Consider the following 20,575-nt stretch of genomic DNA (forward strand, 5'->3'; position numbering starts at 1 on the left):
CAGTTCGATGCCTGACACCCTTCCTAATGATGACTGCAGTTGGTCAGACGCTTGATTTTCAATCCGAAGAGCCCAGGACCTGCTGGGCCGTGCCGACGTGACAGACCATGATCTACAGCCAAGTGCTCAAGATTAGCGGTAGCGGCGTGCGCAGTCCCATGGATACGCTCGCGCGGGTAAATCGATGCCGCGGAGCGGCAGAAGGCCGTCGTTCACCAATGACTTCTCATGCGCTCGGGCGAGGCCGCCTCGACGCTTGGCCAACGACTGCACTCGCTGCAGAACTGACCTCCGGCATGGCAGCTCCAGGCTGGTTGCGGTCAGTCGGGTGCGCTGCTTGAGTGGCTGCTCTTGCCGGAACCGGTCGTTGAACCCTCGATCAGCATCGTGTTGCTTCGGAGTACGAGTCAGAAATCGTGTCGCCGTTAGCGGGGGCACTCAAGCTACGCAGCTTCTCGATCAGTTTTATGGCACGCCGTACTCGGGTCAGGTTCGCCATGGCGGTCTCCCGTTGGTTGGGTAGCTCAAGTGCAACTTTGCATTACTCGATTTCGAAGAAATGCCAGAAAATCGGACCACCTTTTGAAGCCCCAACCTGTAAAACGAATCCCCCTGAGAGGAGACTGGCATGCCGACTAGGAAACGCCTGTTCGTCAGCTTTGACTACGACAACGACGAGACCCTTAAGACATTCCTGATCGGGCAGTCGAAGCACGAGGACACGCCGTTCGAGGTAACGGATGCCTCGGTCAAGGAGCACCTGACCGGCGACTGGCAGGACAAGGTCAAGGGAAGGATCAGCCGCGCTGACGTGGTCTGTGTGCTGTGCGGCACCAAGACTCACACCGCAAAGGGTGTATCGATAGAGTATTTGATCGCCAAGCAGCTCGGCAAACCGCTGTTCCTGTTGAAAGGCTATAGGGATGCTGAGTGCACACGCCCGAGAGGCGCTGAGAACGAGAAAATGTATAACTGGACTTGGGAGAATCTCAAGACCTTGATCCATGGCGGTCGCTAATGCCACAGATTGATCTAGAAACGCTATGGAACGAAATCCCGATTAAGGATGGCGCCGAGTACCCGCACAACGAGAAATGGTACAGCCACCTGCTCGATCAGTACAAACTGTATGTGGAAATGGCTGATCGCATCAGCCAGCGAAGAACGACGGCGAATCAGTATTTCCTGGCAGTGAACACAGCAATCCTTGGTTTCGTCGGGTACCTCACAGTCAAGGACACGAATGAGCATCATTGGCTCATAGCGCTCGCAGGGGTCGCACTGACATACCTCTGGTACGTGATCATTACGTCGTACCGGAACCTGAACACCGCCAAATGGGCCGTGGTGCATGAGATTGAGAAGCGGCTGCCGATTCGCCCGTATGACGCCGAATGGAAGTATGTTGATCGTGGAACGAACCCGATACTCTATCGGCCGTTATCTCACGTCGAGTCACTGGTGCCTTGGATTTTCATGGTCCTGCACGCCATCGTGTTCTTGAAGTCGGTAAATTGGCCCGCAGTGCGAGCGGCCTTGTGCACGTGAGCATATGAAGCAGACGATATTCGTCAGCAGCACGTTCATCGATCTTGAGGTGCACCGGCGTCTTGTGCGCGATGCCATTGCCCGATTGGAGCTTACCTTCAAGGCGATGGAGTTCTTCGGGGCACTTCCTGACACGCCCAAGGCCGAGTGCCTCCGACTGGTCCGCGCCTCGAACATCTTCGTCGGCATCATTGGCATGCGGTACGGTTTCGTCGACCCTAACGATGGGAAGTCGATGACTCAGCTCGAATACGAGGAAGCGCAAGCCATTCGGCTGCCAACGCTGATGTACCTGATCGACGAGGAGCACCACCCTGTGCTTCCAAAATTTGTTGACACTGGCGCCGGCGCAGAGAAGTTACTCGCGTTCAAGGGGCAGCTCAAGACAGCACACGTGGTGAATTCTTTCTCGTCGCCAGAGGACCTCGCGGCGAAGGTCACTCAAGACGTTGTGCGATTTGTTGGTGCGATGGAGAAGGCGCCCGGAGCCCAAGTGCTGCCTCAACTTGCCACGACCGCGACGCGAATGCATCGGCTGACACCACCACGGTTCACGTTCCTGAAAGGCAAGGTCGCGGGGACCTGCACGCAAGAGGTACCAGATTCAGTTCTGCAGGAGAGTCTCGGGTTCTTGCTGGGTGGCGACAACATGGCAGCGGCGTTCACTCTCAGTCGTGGCACGCCCATGCCGCTGGATGATGCGATCGATAGCCTGATGAAGATTGAGAAGATCCTGATGGAACTGGTGAAGAACCCTCAGGTAGCGCGTGAAGGCGATACGCCGTGACGATCACATCTCCTGGGCCTACTATGACCTTACCCCTGCGCGGCATCGCAGAGAACTCCGCCCAATGCGGCAAAGCAGTTGATATGGCATTGCTGCCAGTGTTCAACCTTTTGGCTCGGGACCGCCTCCAAATAGGTGAGATTTGAATAGCCGAGGACGGCCACAAAAATCTGTGCAAATGAGGACGGCCCTCCAAGAGGGTCTCTTACCTCTACTGTTCGGCCCGCGAAGTCTACAAACAGTTTGTCGCCTGGTGCGTGGTGCTGCCGCATCACTATGTGTAGTGACTTCCTCCAGCGTCGATAGTGTTCTGTGAACGCGCTGTAGCCGACCCCATGGGGGCACCCCTCGCGCCACTCGCACCAGATGACTTCCAGCGTGCCGTCCTCGCGCTGCATTTGTTCGTGGACCCAATTCCAATCGGGAGTGATCTTTTTCTGAGCCACCGATTTGTCATGGTTGTTAAGCACTGATCTCCACTCATGATCATCGAGCGAGGACAGTTCGGGCCAGAGTCTTCCGCTCTTCAGCAAGACTTCCCGGAGAGCTTTAACGGAGTTGTGCGAGACGCCAACCATCCTGCCGATTGATCGGCTGCTGCTGCAAACCTGGCGGGGACGTAACCTCGGATGGTCTTGTGAAGGCTGCCAAGATCATGTCCACGGCACATGGGCACAACTTGTCGGATGTGTTTGCGTCTCTTGAACTGCCCACTCAGGCTGCTATTGAGTCTGAATTTTTGGCGGCGTCAGGAGAAGAGCTGGCACCGATTCTTGCCGAGTGCTCGAACCACTTCATTCAAGCCCGCTACGCCGATGAACAAATCGGTGGCAGCTACAACTTGAGCGGCATCCGCACGCTCGCAAAGGGCTTGCTTGATGCCGTGAAAGCCTTCGGTACCAAGAATCCCTGAGCGAAGTGCTCACCAATACTGGCGATTCGGTCTGCACCGGAGTCAGGCTAGCCGCCACCCCAGTTCTCCCCAAACACCTGCGCCTGCCGCAACACCAGGTCCACAGCCTCTTCCTGCAAGTCCGGCGGGTACTTGTACTTGCGCAAGACCCGCTTGACCATAAGCCGCAGCTTGGCCCGCACACTCTCACGCTCGGACCAGTCCACCGTCAGGTTCTGACGCAGGTTCTCGGTCAGTTCGTGGGCGATCTTCTTGAGGGTTTCGTCGGTCAGTTCTTTGACCGCTGATTCATTGGTGGCCAGGGCGTCGTAAAAGCGCACCTCGTCCTCGGTCAGGCCCAACATTTCGCCACGGCTGGCGGCCTCGCGGAACTTCTTGGCCATCTCGACCAGTTCTTCCATCACCTGCGCGGTTTCAATGGAGCGGTTCTGGTAGCGCTTGATCACGTTGCCCAGCAGGTCAGAGAACTTCTTTTCCTGCACCACGTTGCTGCCGAAGCCTTGCGTCTGTAGCTGTAGACGTGTTGGACTACCACGAGGCGTCTCTGGCCGAGGCAGGGCTCACTGCCATAGTGGTTGGTGACGTGCAAGGTGCCTTCGACTCACCACTGCTGCGTCGTGCGTTGTCAAACTTGCTGGGAAATGCCACGCAGTACGCGAGAGAGGGTTCGATCGTTCAGGTTGGTTTCAAGACCATTGGCGAGGACCGCGTGCTCATCACCGTCACCAATTGCGGCGACACCATTGATCCGGAAATACTTCCCCATTTTTTCGATCGATTCTTTCGCGCCGATCCCGCTCGCAGCCATGGGCAAAGCAACCATGGCCTAGGCTTGGCCATCGTCGGTGCGATCGCCCGCATGCACCATGGCAAGCCAGTCGCATGGTCAGAGTGCGGGGTGACAAGTGTGGGAGTGGAGATCCGCGCCCAGTAATGTCGGTTATAGAGTGGCATCTCGTGATGCAATGGATCAGGACGTCAAGAAGTCTGTCATATGGCGAGAGCGTTAGATGGCGGGGTTGAGCCTCGGATGCTGCTCCTCCCACCAGAGGAACAAAACGGCACCAGATATCAGCATCGCAACGATGACAAACCAGAAGGCACTTTCGGCAGGTTCGCGCCGATCCGCTGGTGACTTCTGTCTACTCGTGTGGTCGGTCCTACATCCTCCGCATTGGCCCCCCCGCGCAGGTCCACCAACTTGCGCTCCAGTTCGCGCCGCTCCCTGACAAAAATATCATCGGGCTGTCTAGATTCTGTTGGGGTGCGCTCCCTACGATGAACACATCTCCTCAACGCCCAAGCAAGGCATGAGAGATGCAAGTTTTATTCACTATCGCTAGGAGCTTCAACCATGATCCAAAAACGCCTCTCCCTTTCTTCCATGATTGCCGCCGCGGCCGCAGTGGTTACCCTGGGCCTTCCAGGGATTGCTTCGGCAGCGTACGAGCATCCCGCCAACAACGAAAAGGGCGTCATCGTTCACCCGGAACACTTCAAGAGCGATAAAACCCGTGCTCAAGTCAAAACAGAAGCCGAGGCTGCCATGCGGCAAGGCCTCCTTTCTTACGGCGAAAGCAACTACCCTATCCGCACACCTGATGCGGCAGGTCCAGGCAAGACGCGTGAGCAAGTAGTCAACGAGTTGCGGAACGAGTCACCTGCCGAACGCGACGCGCGTCTGCGTCTCTACTACCCGGGTTGATTGCCCACGTTTGGGGTGCGGAAAATTGCTTGGAATCCATTCTGTGGGATTGTTGACGTCGGCCTGACTAACCTCGGGACAGCCCAGGCCGCCGTCCAATTTCCCATGACACCCCGCCGCCGCGCACCGTCGCGGCGAGCTGCTGTCCCAGCCGCTGCTCGATCACTGGCTTCCACGGCACCAGGCTGAATCCCATGCCGTCATCGAGCATGGCGTAGCGCCCACTGGCGAGCATGACGTTGCGCCGATAGATGCCGGCCACTCGGTGGCCATCGGCCACGGGGCGATGCTCCAGGCCGGTATCAGCCGCTATGTCCTGCGCGGCCTGCACCACTTCCCGATTACGCAGCGTCGTCAGCAGATTGCGCACCAGAATCACACGCTGGCCGCGCTTCTCGGCCAGTCCTTGTTCGGCCAGGAAGTCGGCACGTTTCTGTAGCGCCTCCTTGACCTCGCTGCCAAATCCCAAATCGCCCAATCCCTTGCCCCCACCGATCAACTGCTGGTCCAGCCAGGTGGCGCCGATCACGCGGGCCTGCCGCTCGATGGGCAGGTGCGACTTCAGTTCCACCGCCACGCCGCCCAGGCGCTGTGCGTCGTACTGCCGTCCACGCTCGGGCAGATCGTCGGGCACCTTCCATAGCCCCTCGGCCACGCGCTCCACGATGCCGGCGCGGCGCAGGGCTTCCAGCCTTCGGACATGGGCCGCGACTACCTCCTGCGGGTCGCGCCCAGCTTGGGTCTGGCCCTGTGCAATCGCCAGATGATGGTCGGTGCGGTACAGGCCATCGCTTGCCAGCGCAGCGATGTTGTGATCCGCCGTCCGCACCTTGGCGGAACCGCGTAGTTCCACCACCGCGCCGGTCGGGTAGTTGCCGGGTTCGTCGCGGGCATTGAGCCCGACATAGTGCGCCTTGCCGTCCACGCCGTCGATGACCAGATAGCTCCGGTCTCGCAGCTCGTCGGCCAGCCCCTTGGCGGCCACGCGGCCAATGATGGTGCGGCCGTCGTCGCCCGGCTCAAACACCGCCAGTTCTCGCGGCTGGCCGCTCATCGCCCGCTGCATCGTTCGGATACGCGGGCCGAGCCAATGCGCTCATCCCAGACCAGAGCAGCGGATTGGTAGGGAGTGGCAGGCTGCGGCGTATCGGCATAGCGCACCTGAGGTCGTTTGAATCGCATGGCAGGTTCTCCTTTCAATCGTCAGGACTACGCAGACTCGGGCCTTGACTAGAGCTACCGGCGTCGCCGCCACGTAGTGTGTGGGCGGCGGTCGTGGCGGCATGGGTGATCTGTTGCCTGCGATGCAGGCGTTTGGCCCAAGCGGGTTGTCCGGTGGATGTGGGCGACGCTGCGGCATCGCTTGTGCCCTGGGCAGCAGCACTGGCCCCGGATGCCGTCATGGCGTCATCGGGCCGCAAGGCAGAGGCCGCACGCTCCTTGAGCGAGCGCGCTACATCGGCAATCTTTTGCGCTGCTGCCTGCGCGCCGGTCTTGGCGACATTGCCCACGCCAGCGGAAGTGCCCTTGAGGCCGCCACCGGCCGAAGCGGAACCAGCTTGGTATGCGGACCTGGCACTGCTGGCGTTCGATGCCATCGAACGCGCACCGCTGGCTGCTGCTCTCGCAGCTGCCGGGGCCATGCGTGCCCCGGCGGCCACAGCACTACCAATGCCAGAAGCCGCGGCACCGACTGCGACAGCGGTTCCGGCCGCGCCGATGGCAGCACCGGCCATCGCGCCCGCGCCGAGTTGCGGTCCACCGGATACCAACCCGGTCGCGATGCCCGGCCCGAAGATGCCCAGGGCCAGCATGGACAGCGAGGCCAGCATGATGACCAGCGCCTGGTCGATGGAGGGCTCGGCTCCGGCCGGTATATTGAACTCGGCGAACAGTCCCGAGCCGATGCCCACGATGACGGCGAGCACTAGCACTTTGATGCCCGAGGACACCACATTGCCCAGCACTTTCTCGGCAAGGAACGCCGTCTTGTTCCAGAGCGCGAACGGCACCAGCACGAAGCCGGCTAGCGTCGTCAGCTTGAACTCGATTAGCGAGACGAAGAGCTGCACCGCCAACAAGAAGAAACTGACGATGACCACGATCCAGGCGAGGAACAGCACAACGATGGGCGCGATGTGGATGAACACCTCCGGGAATCCCGCAAGCTCCCTAATCTGGTCGAGGATCGGCGACCCGGCGTCGATGCCGACCTTGGCCAACCGCCCCGGTTGCAGGAAGTTGCCCATGCTCAAGGTCGAGCCGCTGGCCGTCAGGCCCAGGCCGGCGAGGGAGCGAAACAGGATGCCCGCCAGAGTGTTGAAATTGCCGATGATGTAGGCGAAGGCTCCGACGTAGAGCACTTTACGGATCAGCTTTGCGATCACGTCCTCGCCCTGCCCGGTGACATGGCCCATCGCCCAGAACAGTCCGGCAATTGTCATGTCGATGACGATCAGCGTGGCGGTCAGAAACGCCACTTCGCTTTGCAGCAGCCCAAAGCCCGAGTCGATGTAGCGCGAGAAGACGTCGAGAAAGCGGTCGATGACGGAAACGTCGTTCATGGCGAGTCGTCCTGTTCAGAGAAGGCTACCGCCTCGGAGCAGTCGGCGGGCTCATCGAAGCTCGGTGGAATCAGCGGTAGATCGGCTGGCGTCTGGTTCTCGCTGGGCCCGGACTGCCCGGAGAGAAAGCGCCGCAGGTCGGCTTGGATCACTTGCGCGCAGAACGGGGCGTCATGCTGACCTGCGCGGCACTGCGTACGCAGTGCGTACAACCGTGACGGATCTGTGGCCAGCGAACGTACGGAGAGCGCCGGTCGATCGCAACCGGCCAGCAGGGGAGCGAAAGCGAACAGGACAGGCACGCGTTGCATGGTAGCCCCTGTCAGCGGTTGTAGAAATTGACGGACTGCGGCATGTACGGCGTGCCCTCACCAAGAAAGCGCCGTGTCACCTCGCGGCCCCGTTCGACAGCGGCGGCCTGCCGTGCCAGCTCCAGCGAGGCCGCCCGATCCTGGGTGATCTGCAGCCGCTGCATCTGGATGGACTGCTTGGCCTGCAAGGCCAGAAGCTGGTTCATGGCCTGCATCGCTTGCAGCGCGCCCTGGGCCGATTGGCTCTTGCCCACGAGGTCAGCCAGCACGCCTTCGTCGTCGCTCAAGTTCTGCGATGCCTGCGCCTGCATCTGCATGGTGGTCTGTAGGCCGTTGAGCGCGTTCTTCCAGCGTTCCTGTGTATGGCGGTACATCTGGTCGCCGCTCACCGTGGTGGTGTACTGCTCGGGGTACAGGCGCGCGAATTCCCGATCCAGGTTCGTCACGTCATAGGCCAAGCCCCGGGCCTGGGCGATCAACCGATCGGTCGTCGCTAGGTTGGCGCGCAACTGGCCGACCACGCTGGACGGTAGACGGGCCAGGTTGCGCGCCTGGTTCGTCAGCATCTGCGCTTCGTTCTGGAGCTGCTGGATCTGGTTGTTGATCTGCTCCAGCGTACGGATGGCCGTGAGTGTGTTCTGCACGAGGTTCGTAGGATCAATCACGACCCTTTGTGCATAGGCAGTCGTCGCCGCGCAAAGCATGGCCGAGACGGCGGCGGCGAGAAGACGCTTTTTCATGATCGGTTCTCCTGTGGGTGGGGGGACGGAAACGAAGGCAACAAGTCAGCGGCCCAATGCAGGCCGCGATGGCGCAGCCAGGCGGCTGCGAATGCGGAGGACGTCGAAGAGGTCGCAGCGAGCACCGCGTCCATGTCGCGCTGGTCCTGCGGCTTCGATGCACCCGCGAAGGCCAGCGTGGCCGCCCCCAGGTCGAGGTCGAACAGCCGATTGCCTAGGCGGGATTGGTAGTAATAGTCGCGCTTCGGCACTGCCGTCGCCACGATCTCGATCTGGCGCGAGTTCAGCCCGAAGCCTTCGTAGATGGCGCGAATCTGCGGCTCGGTCGCCTGCGGGTTGGGCAGAAAGATGCGGCTGGCGCAGCTTTCGATGATCGCGGGCGCGATGGTCGAATCCTTGATGTCGGCCAGCGACTGCGTGGCGAAGATGACGCTGACGTTCTTTTTGCGCAGCGTCTTGAGCCATTGACGGATGCGCGCGGCAAACACCGGGTCATCGAGGAACAGCCACGCTTCGTCGAGGATCAGCAGCGTTGGCGCACCGTCGAAGCGTTCATCAAAGCGGGCAAAGAGGTAATGCAGAACGGCCATGACAGCGGCCTTGCTGTGCATCAGTTCCTCCATCTCGAAGCACTGCACAGTACCGGAGCCCAAGCGATCCGAATCCGGAGCGCGTTGGCGCGAAGGTCAGGATGTGTTCCGGCCCCTCGTGGCGCAGGTACTGACCGTCATGCAGGCCGAGGAAAACGCCGGATAGCTGGGTCAGGCCGGCCTTGCGGATTTCCGCGGTATCGGCCCAGCGGGCCGAGCCATAGGTGGTGACCAAGCGCGATTGGCGCGAGCGCCAGATGGACATGCCAATGGCGACCAGCACGGCCACTAGGCCACTGCCGGCGGCAATGGCGCCGCCGGTGTCAAAGACGTGCGACGCATAGGCGTCGAAGAAGAACCACCACTCGAACAGCTTCCACGGGTGGTAGATCGGCGCGCCCAGCAGATCGAACCAGGGCGAGCCAAGGCGTAGCTGATAGCCCAGGGCCGCTGCCGTCCACTGTGTGGCGCTCCACACTCCGGCGATCACGATGCCGAATACCACGGCAATCTGACCGAACAGCACGTTCGTTCCTTGCATCTCCCGGCCTCCGATTTTTCCTGCGCGCATTCCGCTCAAAAGCGGCACAACAACGTGCGGCTGACGTCAGGATCGGTGCCTGGTCAGTGCCGGTCAAAGACCGTTATCAGAACGAAGATGATGCAAAAAGCATCGATTCAGGCAAGAGCGAAGACAGTAAAAACGCCGCAAGCAAAGGCGCGTTGCGGCGTGGCGAGCAAAAAAGCGACCGATGCGTGGCCTACCGGCCTCGGTTAGAACTTCGGCGGTTCCTTGGGCGGTGTATGCGGCACCTTACCATTGCCGAAGAAGCGGCGGTTCGTTGCTTCGGCCACGCGGTTGCACAGTTCGTCGCCCAACTTGGCACGGTCCAGCTTGCACTGCTGGCGCAATTCTTTCAGCCGCTCGGGATCGGCTGCCAAGGATTCCACCGTCTCGCCTGGAGCAGAAGATTGACCGCAGGAGGCTAGTAGCGTGGCTAACGACAATGAGGCTAAGATGTTGAACGGGCTCATGACCTGATTCCTCGAAGGTGTGGCACTTGAGAAGCGGGTTTGGGCGTTAGGTGTCATCGGACCACTGGGATGCCAGTCGCTCAATAAAGCGAGCCAGTGCCTGCGACGGTTCGGTATCCCGGCGCAGCAGATAGGTGGTCAGCATGGGGGAACGCCCTGCGAGCGGGCGGCCCACGACCCCCGGTTCGCGGCTGGCAGTAATATGCGCAGCGCCCGCAAGACCTAACGCCAGACCGGCCGACACAAGCGCCATCATCACATCAAATGTAGCGACGTGCTGAACCACCAAGGGCTACTTTTCCTGCTTGCGCAGGATTCGGTCGATTTGGCGGGCATGGCCTTCCCAGACGGCTGGATCGCCCAGCACAAGAGGGTAACGTAGCACTTCCTCCAGCGGGATTCGCTTATAGGCTAGAGCCGGATGGCGTGCGGGCACGGCCACCATCAATTCGTCTTCCCAGGCCCGCTCGACGATGGTGTCGTCGCCCACTTCGTCTGCCATCGAGAAACCCGCGTCATACAGGTCATCATTCAAGCCCTTGAGTTGTTGGGCCAACGGAACCTCGAAGAGTCGTATTTCTATTTCCGGGTCTTCCTCGCGGCAGCGCGCCAGCAGAGCAGGCAAGCGCGACGGCGTGATGCCATCGGATAAGGCAATACGCAATTGCCCATGGAAGCCATTGGCGGCCGATTTCACGCTTTCGCGGGCTTGCTCTAACGCGGTAAAGACACGAGGGACATGCGTCAGGAATAGCCTACCTGCAAGGGTCAGCCGCGTGCTGCGACTGGTGCGGATGAACAACTGCGCCCCCAACTCTTCCTCCAGTTCCTTGACGGTACGCGAAAGAGGCGACTGTTCTATATGAAGTTTCTCGGCCGCGCGTGCAAAATGAAGTTCTTCCGCGACCGCCAAAAAGCAGCGGAGATGACGCAATTCCATGGGGCGATGTGGGTTGCATGAATTGCGTATTCATTATTCCGTTCATTCGTGACGAAGTGATGAGTAGTCGGTTACATTTTGTTGGAAACCCTTCGTAAGGAAGTCTCTACAGAAAAACTGATCCCGATCAGTAAGTAGATAAGGTGCTGTTACGCTGGTGGAAGTTCTGTTGGCGTTAGTTGTTCCTATTACGCCAACTTGCTAGGAAATTCCAGACTGAACTTTGTTCTCCCCGCACCGGATTCAACCGTCACACGTCCTCCGTGCGCTTGTGCGATAGCACGGGTTATTGATAGTCCCAGACCAGCACCATCGGATTGTGGGTGCGACCGAGACGGGTCGGCACGGTAGAAGCGGTCAAACAGACGAGGAATGATTTTGGGATCAATGTCCTCCCCTTTGTTCTCGACCGTTACGACAATGGCTTGCGCTCTCTCGCTGATGTCAATCGTTACATCGCTATGGTCTTTGGTATGACGCAATGCGTTCGACAGCAGATTGCTCAATGCTCGGCGAAACATCAGTCGGTCGCCCATGATGTCTCCATCACCGAACTGGCGCAGTGTGACGCTCTTTTCTTCAGCAACGGCTTCGTAGAACTCCAGTAACGCCTGGACTTCTTTCGCCGCGGAAAACTGCTCCTTGTTCGGCAAGTCAACCCCACGATCTGTCTTGGCCAGGAACAACATATCCGACACCATGCGCGCCAAGCGTTGAAACTCCTCCGCGTTCGACGCCAGAATGTCGCGGTAAGTGTCTGCGTCTCTCTTGCTGGCGAGTGCGACCTGGGTTTGCGTCAGCAGGTTGCTGATGGGCGTGCGAATTTCATGCGCCAAGTCCGATGAGAACTCTGAAAGTCTTTGAAAGTCAGTTTGCAGCCTGTCCAGCATTTTGTTGAGTTCCTGCGCCAAGTCAGCCATTTCCACAGGAACTGCTTCGATGGGCATTCGCTCATCGAGACGATGGGAGCTGACCGTTGTGGCTTGGGTCTTCATGGCGCGCAACGGTGCCATCCCTTTGTAGGCTGCGAACCACCCCAGCATCCCGCTGACGAAGATGGCACAAATGGCATAGAGCGCAAGCGTACGCTGCAATTGCGCCATGAATTGCATGTGATCTTCCATGTCAATAGCAATCAGGGCATCCAGGGGTGGCGCCGCACTATTGGCAGGGTTGAATCGCAAATTCAACGCGCGAAATTCACGGCCTTGGTTTTTCCAACTCTGAATCTCGGAAATCCGATGCTCTGGTGTTGGCGCGTCCAAAGTGGCTGGAGGTTGAAACCCTTCAGTCTTGAAAAGAACATCCCCATTAGCGTTTTTGACAATGACAAACAAGCCGTGATGATTGTTCAATGACTCGCGTAAGCGCGATGGGATTTCATCGGTGGAGTTGGCATTGACTACTATGCTTTCGATTAGGTGCTGCTTATCTTTCAGAGTGATTCGATCCAGTTCCAGGAAGTGGCGTTCGGTCGCAACCAGAAACAACATTCCAAGCCCCAACACGACGCCTGCAGCCACCATCGTGAAAAAGATAGCCAAACGATGGGTGAGCGAAAAGAACCGGAACATTTAAACGCTCTCCGGCGCTTCAAGCACATAGCCCATGCCTCGCACGGTCTGGATCAACTTGACGTCCTGGCCTTCGTCGATCTTCAGACGCAAGCGGCGCATCGCCACTTCGATCACGTTGGTGTCGCTGTCGAAGTTCATGTCCCACACCTGGGAGGCAATCAGCGAGCGAGGCAGCACCTCTCCATGCCTGCGCAACAGCAACTCCAACAAACCAAACTCCTTGGCTGTCAGGTCAATGCGGCGGCCACCCCGCGAGACCCGTCGACGCAGCAGATCAAGTTCCAGGTCAGCCACGCGCAATGTGTTGGTTTCGGTGCCTCCTCGGCCCCGGCGCAGTATGGTGCGTACGCGGGCCAGCAACTCGGCAAATGAAAAGGGCTTGACCAGGTAGTCATCAGCGCCCAATTCCAACCCCTTAACCCGATCTTCCACCTGATCCCGGGCCGTGAGGAACAGCACAGGCATCTGCAATCCGCGATTGCGCAGGGACTGCAGCACCTGCCAGCCATCCAGTCCGGGCAGCATGACATCCAGGATCACGAGGTCGTATTCACCTTGGAGTGCCAGGTGCAACCCATCGCTACCGTTTTGCGCCAGGTCGGCCACAAATCCGGCCTCGCTCAATCCCTGGCGAAGGTATTCACCGGTTTTAGGTTCATCTTCGACGATCAATATCTTCATGGTCACTCTCCGCTATCTGGCGTAGACGTGAGTTTGACGAGTTTCTGCGTGCCTGACATGAAGATAACAAATATGTAATTTGACGCACAGGTTCCTGACATGTTTGCTCTTCAGAATCTCTTTCATGAGATCGATCATTTGTCGTGATGTGCCCAGCAAGGTCACCCGGGCCCCTGGCAAGCAAGGTGAGCTCGTCTGGCAATTCGCCACGAAGGCGGGCACTGCCAAGTTCGCGTGCCTGATGTCTGGTCATTCGAGGCCGGCATGAAGGGCGCTGTCAAAGTGGCCAAGAAGTAATCAACTTTTTTACTCGCATTTCTGAGGAAATCATGAACACCATCAAAAAAATTCTTGCCATCTCCGCTCTTGCCATGGGCACATCCATGCCCATGGGCAGTTTCGCCCAGACCATGATGGATCACGGCAAGATGGATATGTCCCAAGCATCGGCATCCATGACCGACGGCGAGATCAAGAAGGTCGATCAGGCCACTGGCAAGGTCACCATCAAGCACGGAGAAATCAAGCACATGGACATGCCCGGCATGACCATGGTGTTCACCGCAAAAGACAAGAGTCTGCTGGGCAAGGTGAAGCCCGGCGACAAGGTCAAGTTCATGGTCGTCAACGAGGGCGGGAAGATGGTTGTCACTGACATTCAGCCCGCTCAGTAAGAACACGCTGCTCGTGCGTGCTGTGTCGTCGCGGACGTATGGGTTGAATGCTGACTGCGACGGTTTTTCACCGTAAGAAGGAGAACACTATGTCAAAAATTCGCCATACCCTGGTTGGTATTTGTATCGCTTCGGCCTCGCTGAGCGTGATGGCGCAAACCGCCGATGAGCACAAGGCCCATCACCCTGCAGGAAGCCCATCGCCTGCGCCCTCGCAAATGAAGGCGGCCGCGAAGCCAACGGGTGCGGGGCAAATGGGTGGAATGGCCAAGATGGACGAGCAGATGAAGGCCATGCAAGCGATGCACGAAAAGATGATGGCGGCCAAAACGCCGGAAGAGCGGCAGACGCTCATGGACGAGCACATGAAGCTGATGCAGGACGGTATGGGAATGATGCAGCAGATGGGCGCAGGCATGCAGGGCATGGGTGGCATGCAAGGTGGCAAGGGCATGCCCACCAACATGGCCGAGCGTCAACAGATGATGGAAAAGCGCATGCAAATGATGGAGTCCATGATGCAGATGATGCTGGACCGTCTGCCAGCTACGCCAGCCAAGTAACGCATCCACCGAATTGGGAGTCACCATGAACCATCAACACGGCGGGCACGAGTCGCCCCCCAGCTTCTGGAGTTCTCGCTATGCCATCGGTCTCGTGGTGATTGGTGGCGTAGCAGCGTATTTCCTGTTGACAGAACACCTCGCGCATGTCGTCGGGGCGCTGCCATTTCTCTTGCTCCTCGCCTGCCCGTTAATGCATATCTTCATGCACGGCGGACATGGCGGACATGGCGGACATGGCGGACATGGCGGACATGGCGGACATGGCCAGATTAAGCCTGATGCAACGAAAACTACCGAATCACGCAATGAAGGGGATTCACGATGAACCATACGGAATCCGCTTATGGTCTGTGGTCGCTGGTCATCATAAATTCGGCGATCTTCATCATGTTCGCGTTTAGCTTTTTCAAGCCTGCGACGGCCCGTGACTGGAGGACGTTTGGCGCATTTGCAGCCTTCATCGTTGCCTTGTTCGTGGAGATGTATGGCTTCCCGTTGACGATTTATCTGATGTCAGGATGGCTGCAAACCAAGTTCCCTAACCTGGATATCCTCTCCCACAACTCAGGTCACCTGTGGTCTACCCTCTTGGGCGAAAAGGGCGACCCGCATTTTGGCGTGCTGCACATCGCTAGCTACGTTTTTCTGGGCTATGGTTTCTACCTGTTGTCCACCGCGTGGAATGTGTTGTACCACGCTCAGCGTCGCCAGTCGCTCGCCACAGCAGGCCCCTACGCACGCATTCGCCATCCGCAGTACGTGGCTTTCGTGATGATTCTGCTGGGTTTCCTGCTGCAGTGGCCCACGTTGCTGACCTTGGTCATGTTCCCTGTTTTGCTCCTGATGTACGGGCGTCTGGCCATCACCGAAGAGAACGAAATGCGCAAGCAATTCGGTGCTGAGTACGACAGCTACGCCCAGCGAACACCCCGGTTTATTCCTCGCATGGGCAAGTCCGAGTCGACGAATGACTCCGTATCAAAAAGATGATCTGGATTTCTTCCCTGCGGTACACGTTTCACTTTTTCGGAGTTTGAAATATGAGCACGATTGATCTGCAAGTCGAGGGCATGAGCTGTGGTTCATGCGTTAAGCACGTCACGCAGGCATTGCAGCCGCTGCCGGGGGTCCGCGGGGTGGAGGTCGATCTCCCGTCTGGCCGTGTCCGGGTGAGTGGGGAACTGGCGCAGGGCAGCGCTCCTTTGTTGATGGCCTTGACGGATGCGGGCTACCCCGCGAAGTTGGCCACAGACGCGTCCATTCCCGCTGCGACTTCGCAGCCTAAAGCATCGGGCTGCCACAGTGGCGGCACGGGGGGCTGTGGTTGCCGATAACGGCTACGGCATTTGATTGCGGATTGATCGGCCGGGCGATTCCGCACCCCCGTACTTTTTTGGTAATTCTGAAGGAGTAACGCCATGGATCAGCCTGACAACGACTCCCATGCACCATCGTTCTGGCGCCGCCCATCCGGCATGGCGCTGGCAACGGCTGCCTTGATCGCCGGTTTTTACCTGCTGCGAGAGCATTGGGGCCATGTTCTGGGCTATTGGCCCTACCTGTTGCTCCTCGCCTGCCCGCTGATGCACCTGATGCACGGCCACGGCGGCCATGGTGGGCATGGCAACCATGCGCAGACACCCCGGCGCACCAATAACGACAAGGAATAAGCAATGAACATGCATGCACACCATCATCACGGCAGTCACCCTCCAGCCGAGCCAGCCCCGCCATCGGAGCTGAAGGATCCGGTGTGCGGCATGACCGTCACGGAGCAGTCTGAACACAAATTGACGCACGAAGGTCGGCCCTATTATTTCTGTAGCGCCAAGTGCCAAGGAAAGTTCGCGGCAAACCCACTGCAGTACCTTGTACCTACAGCACCCGCGGACACCGCGCCAGAGCCTGCCGGCACCATCTATACGTGCCCCATGCACCCCGAGGTGCGGCAGGATCATCCTGGCACCTGTCCCAAGTGCGGTATGACATTGGAGCCCATCATTCCGCTGGACGGGGAAGAAAACCATGAGTTGAAGGATTTTCAGCGCCGCTTCTGGTGGACGCTGCCCTTTACGGTCATCGTCACCGTTCTTGCCATGTTCGGCCATCGACTCGGATGGTTTGACATGAAAGTGCAAACCTGGGTTGAACTGGCGCTGTCGCTGCCTGTTGTTTTGTGGACTGGCTGGCCATTCTTCGTACGCGGTTGGCAGTCACTCGTCCATCGCAGTCCCAACATGTGGACATTGATTAGCTTAGGTACGGGCGCGGCCTTTCTCTACAGCCTCGTGGCCACCGTGGCGCCGGGCGTTTTCCCGGATTCGTTCATCTCCCTGGGGCGTGTGGCGGTCTACTACGAGGCGACAGTGGTCATCATCTCGCTGACCATGCTGGGCCAGATCATCGAGTTGAAGGCCCGTTCACAAACTTCTGCGGCGATCAAGGCGCTGCTCGGTTTGGCACCCAAGACGGCACGTCGCATCAATGCGGACGGCAGCGAAGAAGACGTACCGCTGAGCAATGTTCACGTCGGTGACCTGTTGCGCATCCGCCCCGGCGAGAAAGTGCCGGTCGACGGCGTTGTGACTGAAGGCAGCAGTGCGGTCGATGAATCGATGCTGACCGGCGAGCCTGTGCCGGTGACCAAACGCCTTGGTGACAAGGTGATTGGCGCCACGATGAACACCAGTGGTGCCTTGGTGATGCGCTCCGAGAAAGTCGGTGCGGCCACCATGCTGTCGCAGATTGTTCAGATGGTGGCCAATGCCCAGCGCTCGAAGGCGCCCATGCAGCGCATGGCGGATGTGGTGGCAGGCAAATTCGTGGTGGTGGTGGTGCTCATCGCCATTGCCACCTTCTTTGTCTGGGGCGTTTTCGGTCCGGAACCTAGCTGGGTGTTTGGATTGATCAACGCAGTGGCCGTGCTGATCATCGCGTGCCCCTGTGCGCTGGGACTGGCCACGCCCATGTCGGTGATGGTGGCCACAGGGCGTGCTGCGACACAGGGAGTGCTGTTCCGTGACGCTGGCGCCATCGAGAAAATGCGCGAGGTGGACACGCTGATAGTGGACAAGACAGGAACGCTGACCGAAGGCAAGCCCGCTTTCGATACGGCAGTGGCTGCCCCTGGCTTTACAGCGGATGAAGTGCTGCGTCTTGCGGCCAGTTTGGACCAAGGCAGCGAACATCCTTTGGCAGAGGCCATCGTCAGCGCAGCACGCGCCAAGGGCCTGGAACTGATCAAGCCGCTTGATTTCGAGTCCGGCAGCGGCATCGGCGTGCGCGGCATGGTCGATGGCAAGCATCTGGTGTTGGGCAACACCGCATTGATGCAGCAGGAGGGCGTGGCCACTGATGCGCTCAAGATCGATGGCGAGCGTCTGCGCAGTGAAGGCGCCAGCGTGATGCATCTGGCCGTGGACAGACAACTGGCTGGAATCTTGGCCGTGACCGATCCCATCAAGGCCACCACGCTTGAAGCTATCAAAACATTGCACGCCAGCGGCTTGCGCATCGTGATGGCGACTGGCGATGGTTTGACCACCGCCAGGGCCGTGAGTGCAAAACTGGGAATCGACGAGGTGCATGGCGAAGTCAAGCCCGCCGACAAACTGGCGCTTGTGGAGCGGCTCCAAAAAGAGGGCCGCATTGTCGCCATGGCCGGCGATGGCATCAACGATGCGCCTGCGTTGGCCAAGGCCGATGTCGGCGTGGCCATGGGCACGGGAACCGATGTGGCCATGAACAGTGGGCAGGTCACGCTAGTCAAAGGCGACCTGCGCGGAATCACTGCGGCGCGTGATATTTCCACTGACACTGTCCGAAACATGCGCCAGAACCTCCTGTTCGCCTTTCTCTACAACGGCCTCGGGGTACCGATTGCGGCAGGCGTGCTGTACCCGTTCACCGGGTGGTTGTTGTCCCCGCTGATCGCGGCACTGGCCATGAGCCTGAGCTCGGCCTCGGTGATATTCAATGCGCTGCGTTTGCGGCGCGGAAAAAGATGACCTCGTAGTTCGGAGGAATGATGAAAACCCCCACGTCACCACAAAAACCTCGGACCTCTCAACGCACCACGGCGGGGGGTAAGGAAGCAGCGGTGCAAGGGACGCACCGCCAGGCAGAGGATCTACCACCGACCGTCTTGGATCATTCCGAGGAGTTGTTGAAGTCTGCGCCACAGGATGCGTCCAGTGGCATGAAAAGAGCAGCTGAAGCACCCTCGACGCAGGACTATTTCGATTACCAGCGCGATTTCTTCGAACGCACCATCCTGTTCTGGGACACGCTTCGCCAGCGCGCGAACAACATGCTGGAGCACGAGCGAGCCGGATTGCCGCCGCTTCTGGACTTCAAGTATGAAACGCTGCTGGACGCGCGCAGCTTCGATCGGCCCGTCAACTATGCACTGCTACGCATCACGGAAATCGACGGGCATTGCTGGGAAGACTGCGTGGACTCTGACAAACCGCCGGTCATCATCGTCGATCCACGCGCCGGGCATGGCCCCGGCATTGGCGGCTTCAAGCGCGACTCCGAAGTCGGGATGGCCATGCGCGAAGGCCATCCGGTTTATTTCGTGATTTTCTTTCCAGAGCCGGCTTTGGGGCAGACCTTGGCAGACGTGTTGCATGTGCTGCGGCGTTTCGTCGAAGAGGTCGCATTACGCCATCCTGGCAATCCTCCTGTTCTTTATGGCAACTGCCAGGCCGGGTGGGCGGTGACGCTGCTGTCCGCAGACTGCGCCGGTCTGGTCGGACCGGTGGTGCTCAATGGCTCACCTTTGTCGTATTGGGCGGGCGAGTCCGGTGTCAATCCGATGCGTCTTTCCGGAGGTCTCCTTGGCGGCAGCTGGTTGGCGCATCTGACGGCCGACCTGGGCAATGGCCGGTTTGACGGGGCCTGGCTAGCGCAGAATTTCGAGAACCTCAAGCCCGAAAAGGCCATTTGGGAGAAGTACGCCCAACTCTTCACCAACGTTGACAGCGAGCAGGCGCGCTTTCTGGAGTTCGAACGCTGGTGGAACGGTTTTTATTTCCTGAGCCGAGAAGAGATTCTCGCGATCGTTGAGAATTTGTTCATCGGCAACCAGCTTGAGCAGGGTGTTTTCCAGATTTGCTTGGGTTGTACTGCTGACCTGAGGCGGATCAAGAATCCAATCGTCATCTTTGCATCTTACGGCGACAACATCACGCCACCGCACCAGGCGCTTGGGTGGATCCCCGCTGTCTATAGTGACACCGAGGATCTCAAGCGGGCAGGGCAGCGAATCGTTTACCTCACGAACCGGCATGTCGGCCATCTAGGCATTTTTGTCTCTGCTGGGGTGGCTCGTCTGGAGCACCGGGCGATCCTGGAGAGCCTGGCTGAGATTGAGGCGCTGGCACCGGGCCTCTATGAGATGAAGATCGACAACCCGTCCGGGAACCCGGACTGCCATAAGCCCACTTACAGCATTCGCTTTGAATCCCGTCAGGTTGAAGACCTGAAAACGGATTACCCGCAAGAAGCTTTTGAGCGCGTGAAACAGGTCTCGACATTCAACGAGGTGCTTTACCGGGCATTCGTCAGTCCCTGGGCGCAAACGCTGTCCACGCCCTGGACAGCCGAAGTGCTCAAGTGGCTCCATCCAATGCGCAGCAGCAGATATTTGTTTTCAGAAACACTTAATCCGTGGATGAAAGGGGTCAGTGTGTTGGCCGAACCCCTCGCCAGGAGCCGACAACCGCTTGCGCCGCATCACCCGTTGATTGAGCGTGAGCGTGAAGCTGCAGGACAAGTTACTCATGCGCTGGGACGACTGCGTGAAGGCCGCGACGCTGCGGTTGAGCAAGCGTTTCGTCTGATGTTTCAACGCCCTGATTAGTTTTTATACGTCCTGGACATGATGGAATAAAACGGTGACGGCAATACCGGACGCCCAAAGCAGACATAACCCTGTTCT

20 protein-coding genes and 6 pseudogenes are annotated in these 20,575 nt (G+C 58.9%); 14 read left to right on the plus strand and 12 right to left on the minus strand.

From position 1 onward, the window contains the following. Positions 1–628 precede the first annotated feature (628 nt). From ACDELDRAFT_RS03960 to ACDELDRAFT_RS03970, 3 genes are read left to right on the plus strand one after another with little or no spacing between them, the layout of a single operon-like run. Entirely contained in the window at positions 629–1,018 is a 390-nt protein-coding gene (locus tag ACDELDRAFT_RS03960; protein WP_005793675.1) for a TIR domain-containing protein, read from the plus strand. After that, positions 1,018–1,548, plus strand: coding sequence for a RipA family octameric membrane protein (locus ACDELDRAFT_RS03965; protein ID WP_005793677.1), 531 nt, complete (start codon positions 1,018–1,020; stop codon positions 1,546–1,548). Before ACDELDRAFT_RS03960 ends, ACDELDRAFT_RS03965 begins: the two co-directional genes overlap by 1 nt. Positions 1,549–1,552: 4 nt before the next feature. Next, positions 1,553–2,335, plus strand: coding sequence for a DUF4062 domain-containing protein (locus ACDELDRAFT_RS03970; RefSeq protein ID WP_005793679.1), 783 nt, complete (start codon positions 1,553–1,555; stop codon positions 2,333–2,335). Positions 2,336–2,364: 29 nt separating this feature from the next. Here ACDELDRAFT_RS03970 and ACDELDRAFT_RS03975 read toward each other — a convergent pair whose 3' ends face one another. Beyond that, entirely contained in the window at positions 2,365–2,805 is a 441-nt protein-coding gene (locus ACDELDRAFT_RS03975; RefSeq protein ID WP_198403209.1) for a transposase, read from the minus strand. Between the two features lie 167 nt (positions 2,806–2,972). Here ACDELDRAFT_RS03975 and ACDELDRAFT_RS03980 point away from each other — a divergent pair, with 167 nt between their 5' ends. Beyond that, complete coding sequence (locus ACDELDRAFT_RS03980) at positions 2,973–3,248, plus strand: hypothetical protein (protein WP_005793682.1); 276 nt, start codon at positions 2,973–2,975, stop codon at positions 3,246–3,248. A 47-nt stretch (positions 3,249–3,295) separates the two neighbouring features. Here the strand turns inward: ACDELDRAFT_RS03980 and ACDELDRAFT_RS03985 are convergent. Continuing rightward, positions 3,296–3,745 (minus strand): annotated as a pseudogene (locus tag ACDELDRAFT_RS03985) (type I restriction enzyme endonuclease domain-containing protein); the annotation flags it as partial. Positions 3,746–3,768: 23 nt separating this feature from the next. Between ACDELDRAFT_RS03985 and ACDELDRAFT_RS03990 the strand changes: the two are divergent. Continuing rightward, positions 3,769–4,182: an ATP-binding protein gene (locus tag ACDELDRAFT_RS03990; RefSeq protein ID WP_005793687.1), complete on the plus strand. Its 414-nt coding sequence runs from the start codon at positions 3,769–3,771 to the stop codon at positions 4,180–4,182. Between the two features lie 420 nt (positions 4,183–4,602). Continuing rightward, the gene (locus ACDELDRAFT_RS03995) at positions 4,603–4,953 is read left to right on the plus strand and encodes a DUF4148 domain-containing protein (protein WP_005793691.1); all 351 of its coding nucleotides are present in this window, start codon (positions 4,603–4,605) and stop codon (positions 4,951–4,953) included. Positions 4,954–5,020: 67 nt separating this feature from the next. On the opposite strand, the pseudogene ACDELDRAFT_RS04000 reads toward ACDELDRAFT_RS03995, so the two are convergent. From ACDELDRAFT_RS04000 to ACDELDRAFT_RS04045, 10 genes and pseudogenes are all read right to left on the minus strand, one after another. Next, positions 5,021–6,037 (minus strand): annotated as a pseudogene (locus ACDELDRAFT_RS04000) (DUF3363 domain-containing protein); the annotation flags it as partial. Beyond that, positions 6,019–6,135: pseudogene (locus tag ACDELDRAFT_RS24535) on the minus strand (conjugal transfer protein TrbF); the annotation flags it as partial. The pseudogenes ACDELDRAFT_RS24535 and ACDELDRAFT_RS04000, both read right to left, overlap by 19 nt. Positions 6,136–6,149: 14 nt before the next feature. Further along, complete coding sequence (gene trbL / locus ACDELDRAFT_RS04005; protein WP_005793698.1) at positions 6,150–7,517, minus strand: P-type conjugative transfer protein TrbL; 1,368 nt, start codon at positions 7,515–7,517, stop codon at positions 6,150–6,152. A gap of 322 nt (positions 7,518–7,839) precedes the next feature. Further along, positions 7,840–8,568 (minus strand): P-type conjugative transfer protein TrbJ, encoded by a 729-nt coding sequence (gene trbJ, locus ACDELDRAFT_RS04015; protein WP_005793702.1) that lies wholly within the window; start codon positions 8,566–8,568, stop codon positions 7,840–7,842. Further along, a pseudogene (locus ACDELDRAFT_RS04020) lies at positions 8,565–9,233 on the minus strand (helicase HerA-like domain-containing protein); the annotation flags it as partial. The gene trbJ and the pseudogene ACDELDRAFT_RS04020, both read right to left, overlap by 4 nt. Beyond that, positions 9,226–9,699: pseudogene (locus ACDELDRAFT_RS04025) on the minus strand (conjugal transfer protein TraG); the annotation flags it as partial. The pseudogenes ACDELDRAFT_RS04025 and ACDELDRAFT_RS04020, both read right to left, overlap by 8 nt. A gap of 233 nt (positions 9,700–9,932) precedes the next feature. After that, complete coding sequence (locus ACDELDRAFT_RS04030; RefSeq protein WP_005793708.1) at positions 9,933–10,193, minus strand: EexN family lipoprotein; 261 nt, start codon at positions 10,191–10,193, stop codon at positions 9,933–9,935. A gap of 46 nt (positions 10,194–10,239) precedes the next feature. Then, positions 10,240–11,133 (minus strand): annotated as a pseudogene (locus tag ACDELDRAFT_RS04035) (LysR family transcriptional regulator). Between the two features lie 188 nt (positions 11,134–11,321). Beyond that, the gene (locus tag ACDELDRAFT_RS04040; RefSeq protein WP_005793714.1) at positions 11,322–12,707 is read right to left on the minus strand and encodes a heavy metal sensor histidine kinase; all 1,386 of its coding nucleotides are present in this window, start codon (positions 12,705–12,707) and stop codon (positions 11,322–11,324) included. Further along, positions 12,708–13,391, minus strand: a complete 684-nt coding sequence (locus tag ACDELDRAFT_RS04045) for a heavy metal response regulator transcription factor (protein WP_005793716.1) — start codon at positions 13,389–13,391, stop codon at positions 12,708–12,710. It lies immediately after the preceding gene. A gap of 329 nt (positions 13,392–13,720) precedes the next feature. On the opposite strand from ACDELDRAFT_RS04045, the gene ACDELDRAFT_RS04050 reads away from it, so the two are divergent. From ACDELDRAFT_RS04050 to ACDELDRAFT_RS04080, 8 genes are all read left to right on the plus strand, one after another. Further along, positions 13,721–14,065 (plus strand): copper-binding protein, encoded by a 345-nt coding sequence (locus ACDELDRAFT_RS04050; protein ID WP_005793717.1) that lies wholly within the window; start codon positions 13,721–13,723, stop codon positions 14,063–14,065. Positions 14,066–14,154: 89 nt separating this feature from the next. Beyond that, complete coding sequence (locus tag ACDELDRAFT_RS04055; protein ID WP_005793719.1) at positions 14,155–14,628, plus strand: hypothetical protein; 474 nt, start codon at positions 14,155–14,157, stop codon at positions 14,626–14,628. A gap of 25 nt (positions 14,629–14,653) precedes the next feature. After that, positions 14,654–14,956, plus strand: coding sequence for a DUF2933 domain-containing protein (locus ACDELDRAFT_RS23915; RefSeq protein ID WP_081470081.1), 303 nt, complete (start codon positions 14,654–14,656; stop codon positions 14,954–14,956). Then, positions 14,953–15,621 (plus strand): methyltransferase family protein, encoded by a 669-nt coding sequence (locus ACDELDRAFT_RS04060; RefSeq protein WP_005793721.1) that lies wholly within the window; start codon positions 14,953–14,955, stop codon positions 15,619–15,621. The genes ACDELDRAFT_RS23915 and ACDELDRAFT_RS04060 overlap by 4 nt, the downstream gene beginning before the upstream one ends. 50 nt (positions 15,622–15,671) lie before the next feature. Next, positions 15,672–15,965 (plus strand): heavy-metal-associated domain-containing protein, encoded by a 294-nt coding sequence (locus ACDELDRAFT_RS04065; protein WP_005793723.1) that lies wholly within the window; start codon positions 15,672–15,674, stop codon positions 15,963–15,965. A gap of 84 nt (positions 15,966–16,049) precedes the next feature. Then, positions 16,050–16,301: a DUF2933 domain-containing protein gene (locus tag ACDELDRAFT_RS04070; RefSeq protein ID WP_005793725.1), complete on the plus strand. Its 252-nt coding sequence runs from the start codon at positions 16,050–16,052 to the stop codon at positions 16,299–16,301. Between the two features lie 3 nt (positions 16,302–16,304). Then, complete coding sequence (locus ACDELDRAFT_RS04075) at positions 16,305–18,638, plus strand: heavy metal translocating P-type ATPase (protein ID WP_005793727.1); 2,334 nt, start codon at positions 16,305–16,307, stop codon at positions 18,636–18,638. 20 nt (positions 18,639–18,658) lie between these two features. Then, a complete protein-coding gene (locus tag ACDELDRAFT_RS04080) occupies positions 18,659–20,497 on the plus strand; it encodes a DUF3141 domain-containing protein (protein ID WP_005793728.1) in 1,839 nt (612 codons plus the stop codon). Positions 20,498–20,575 lie beyond the last annotated feature (78 nt).

It is taken from the genome of Acidovorax delafieldii 2AN (assembly GCF_000175235.1).
Classification (GTDB): Bacteria; Pseudomonadota; Gammaproteobacteria; order Burkholderiales; family Burkholderiaceae_C; genus Acidovorax; species Acidovorax delafieldii_B.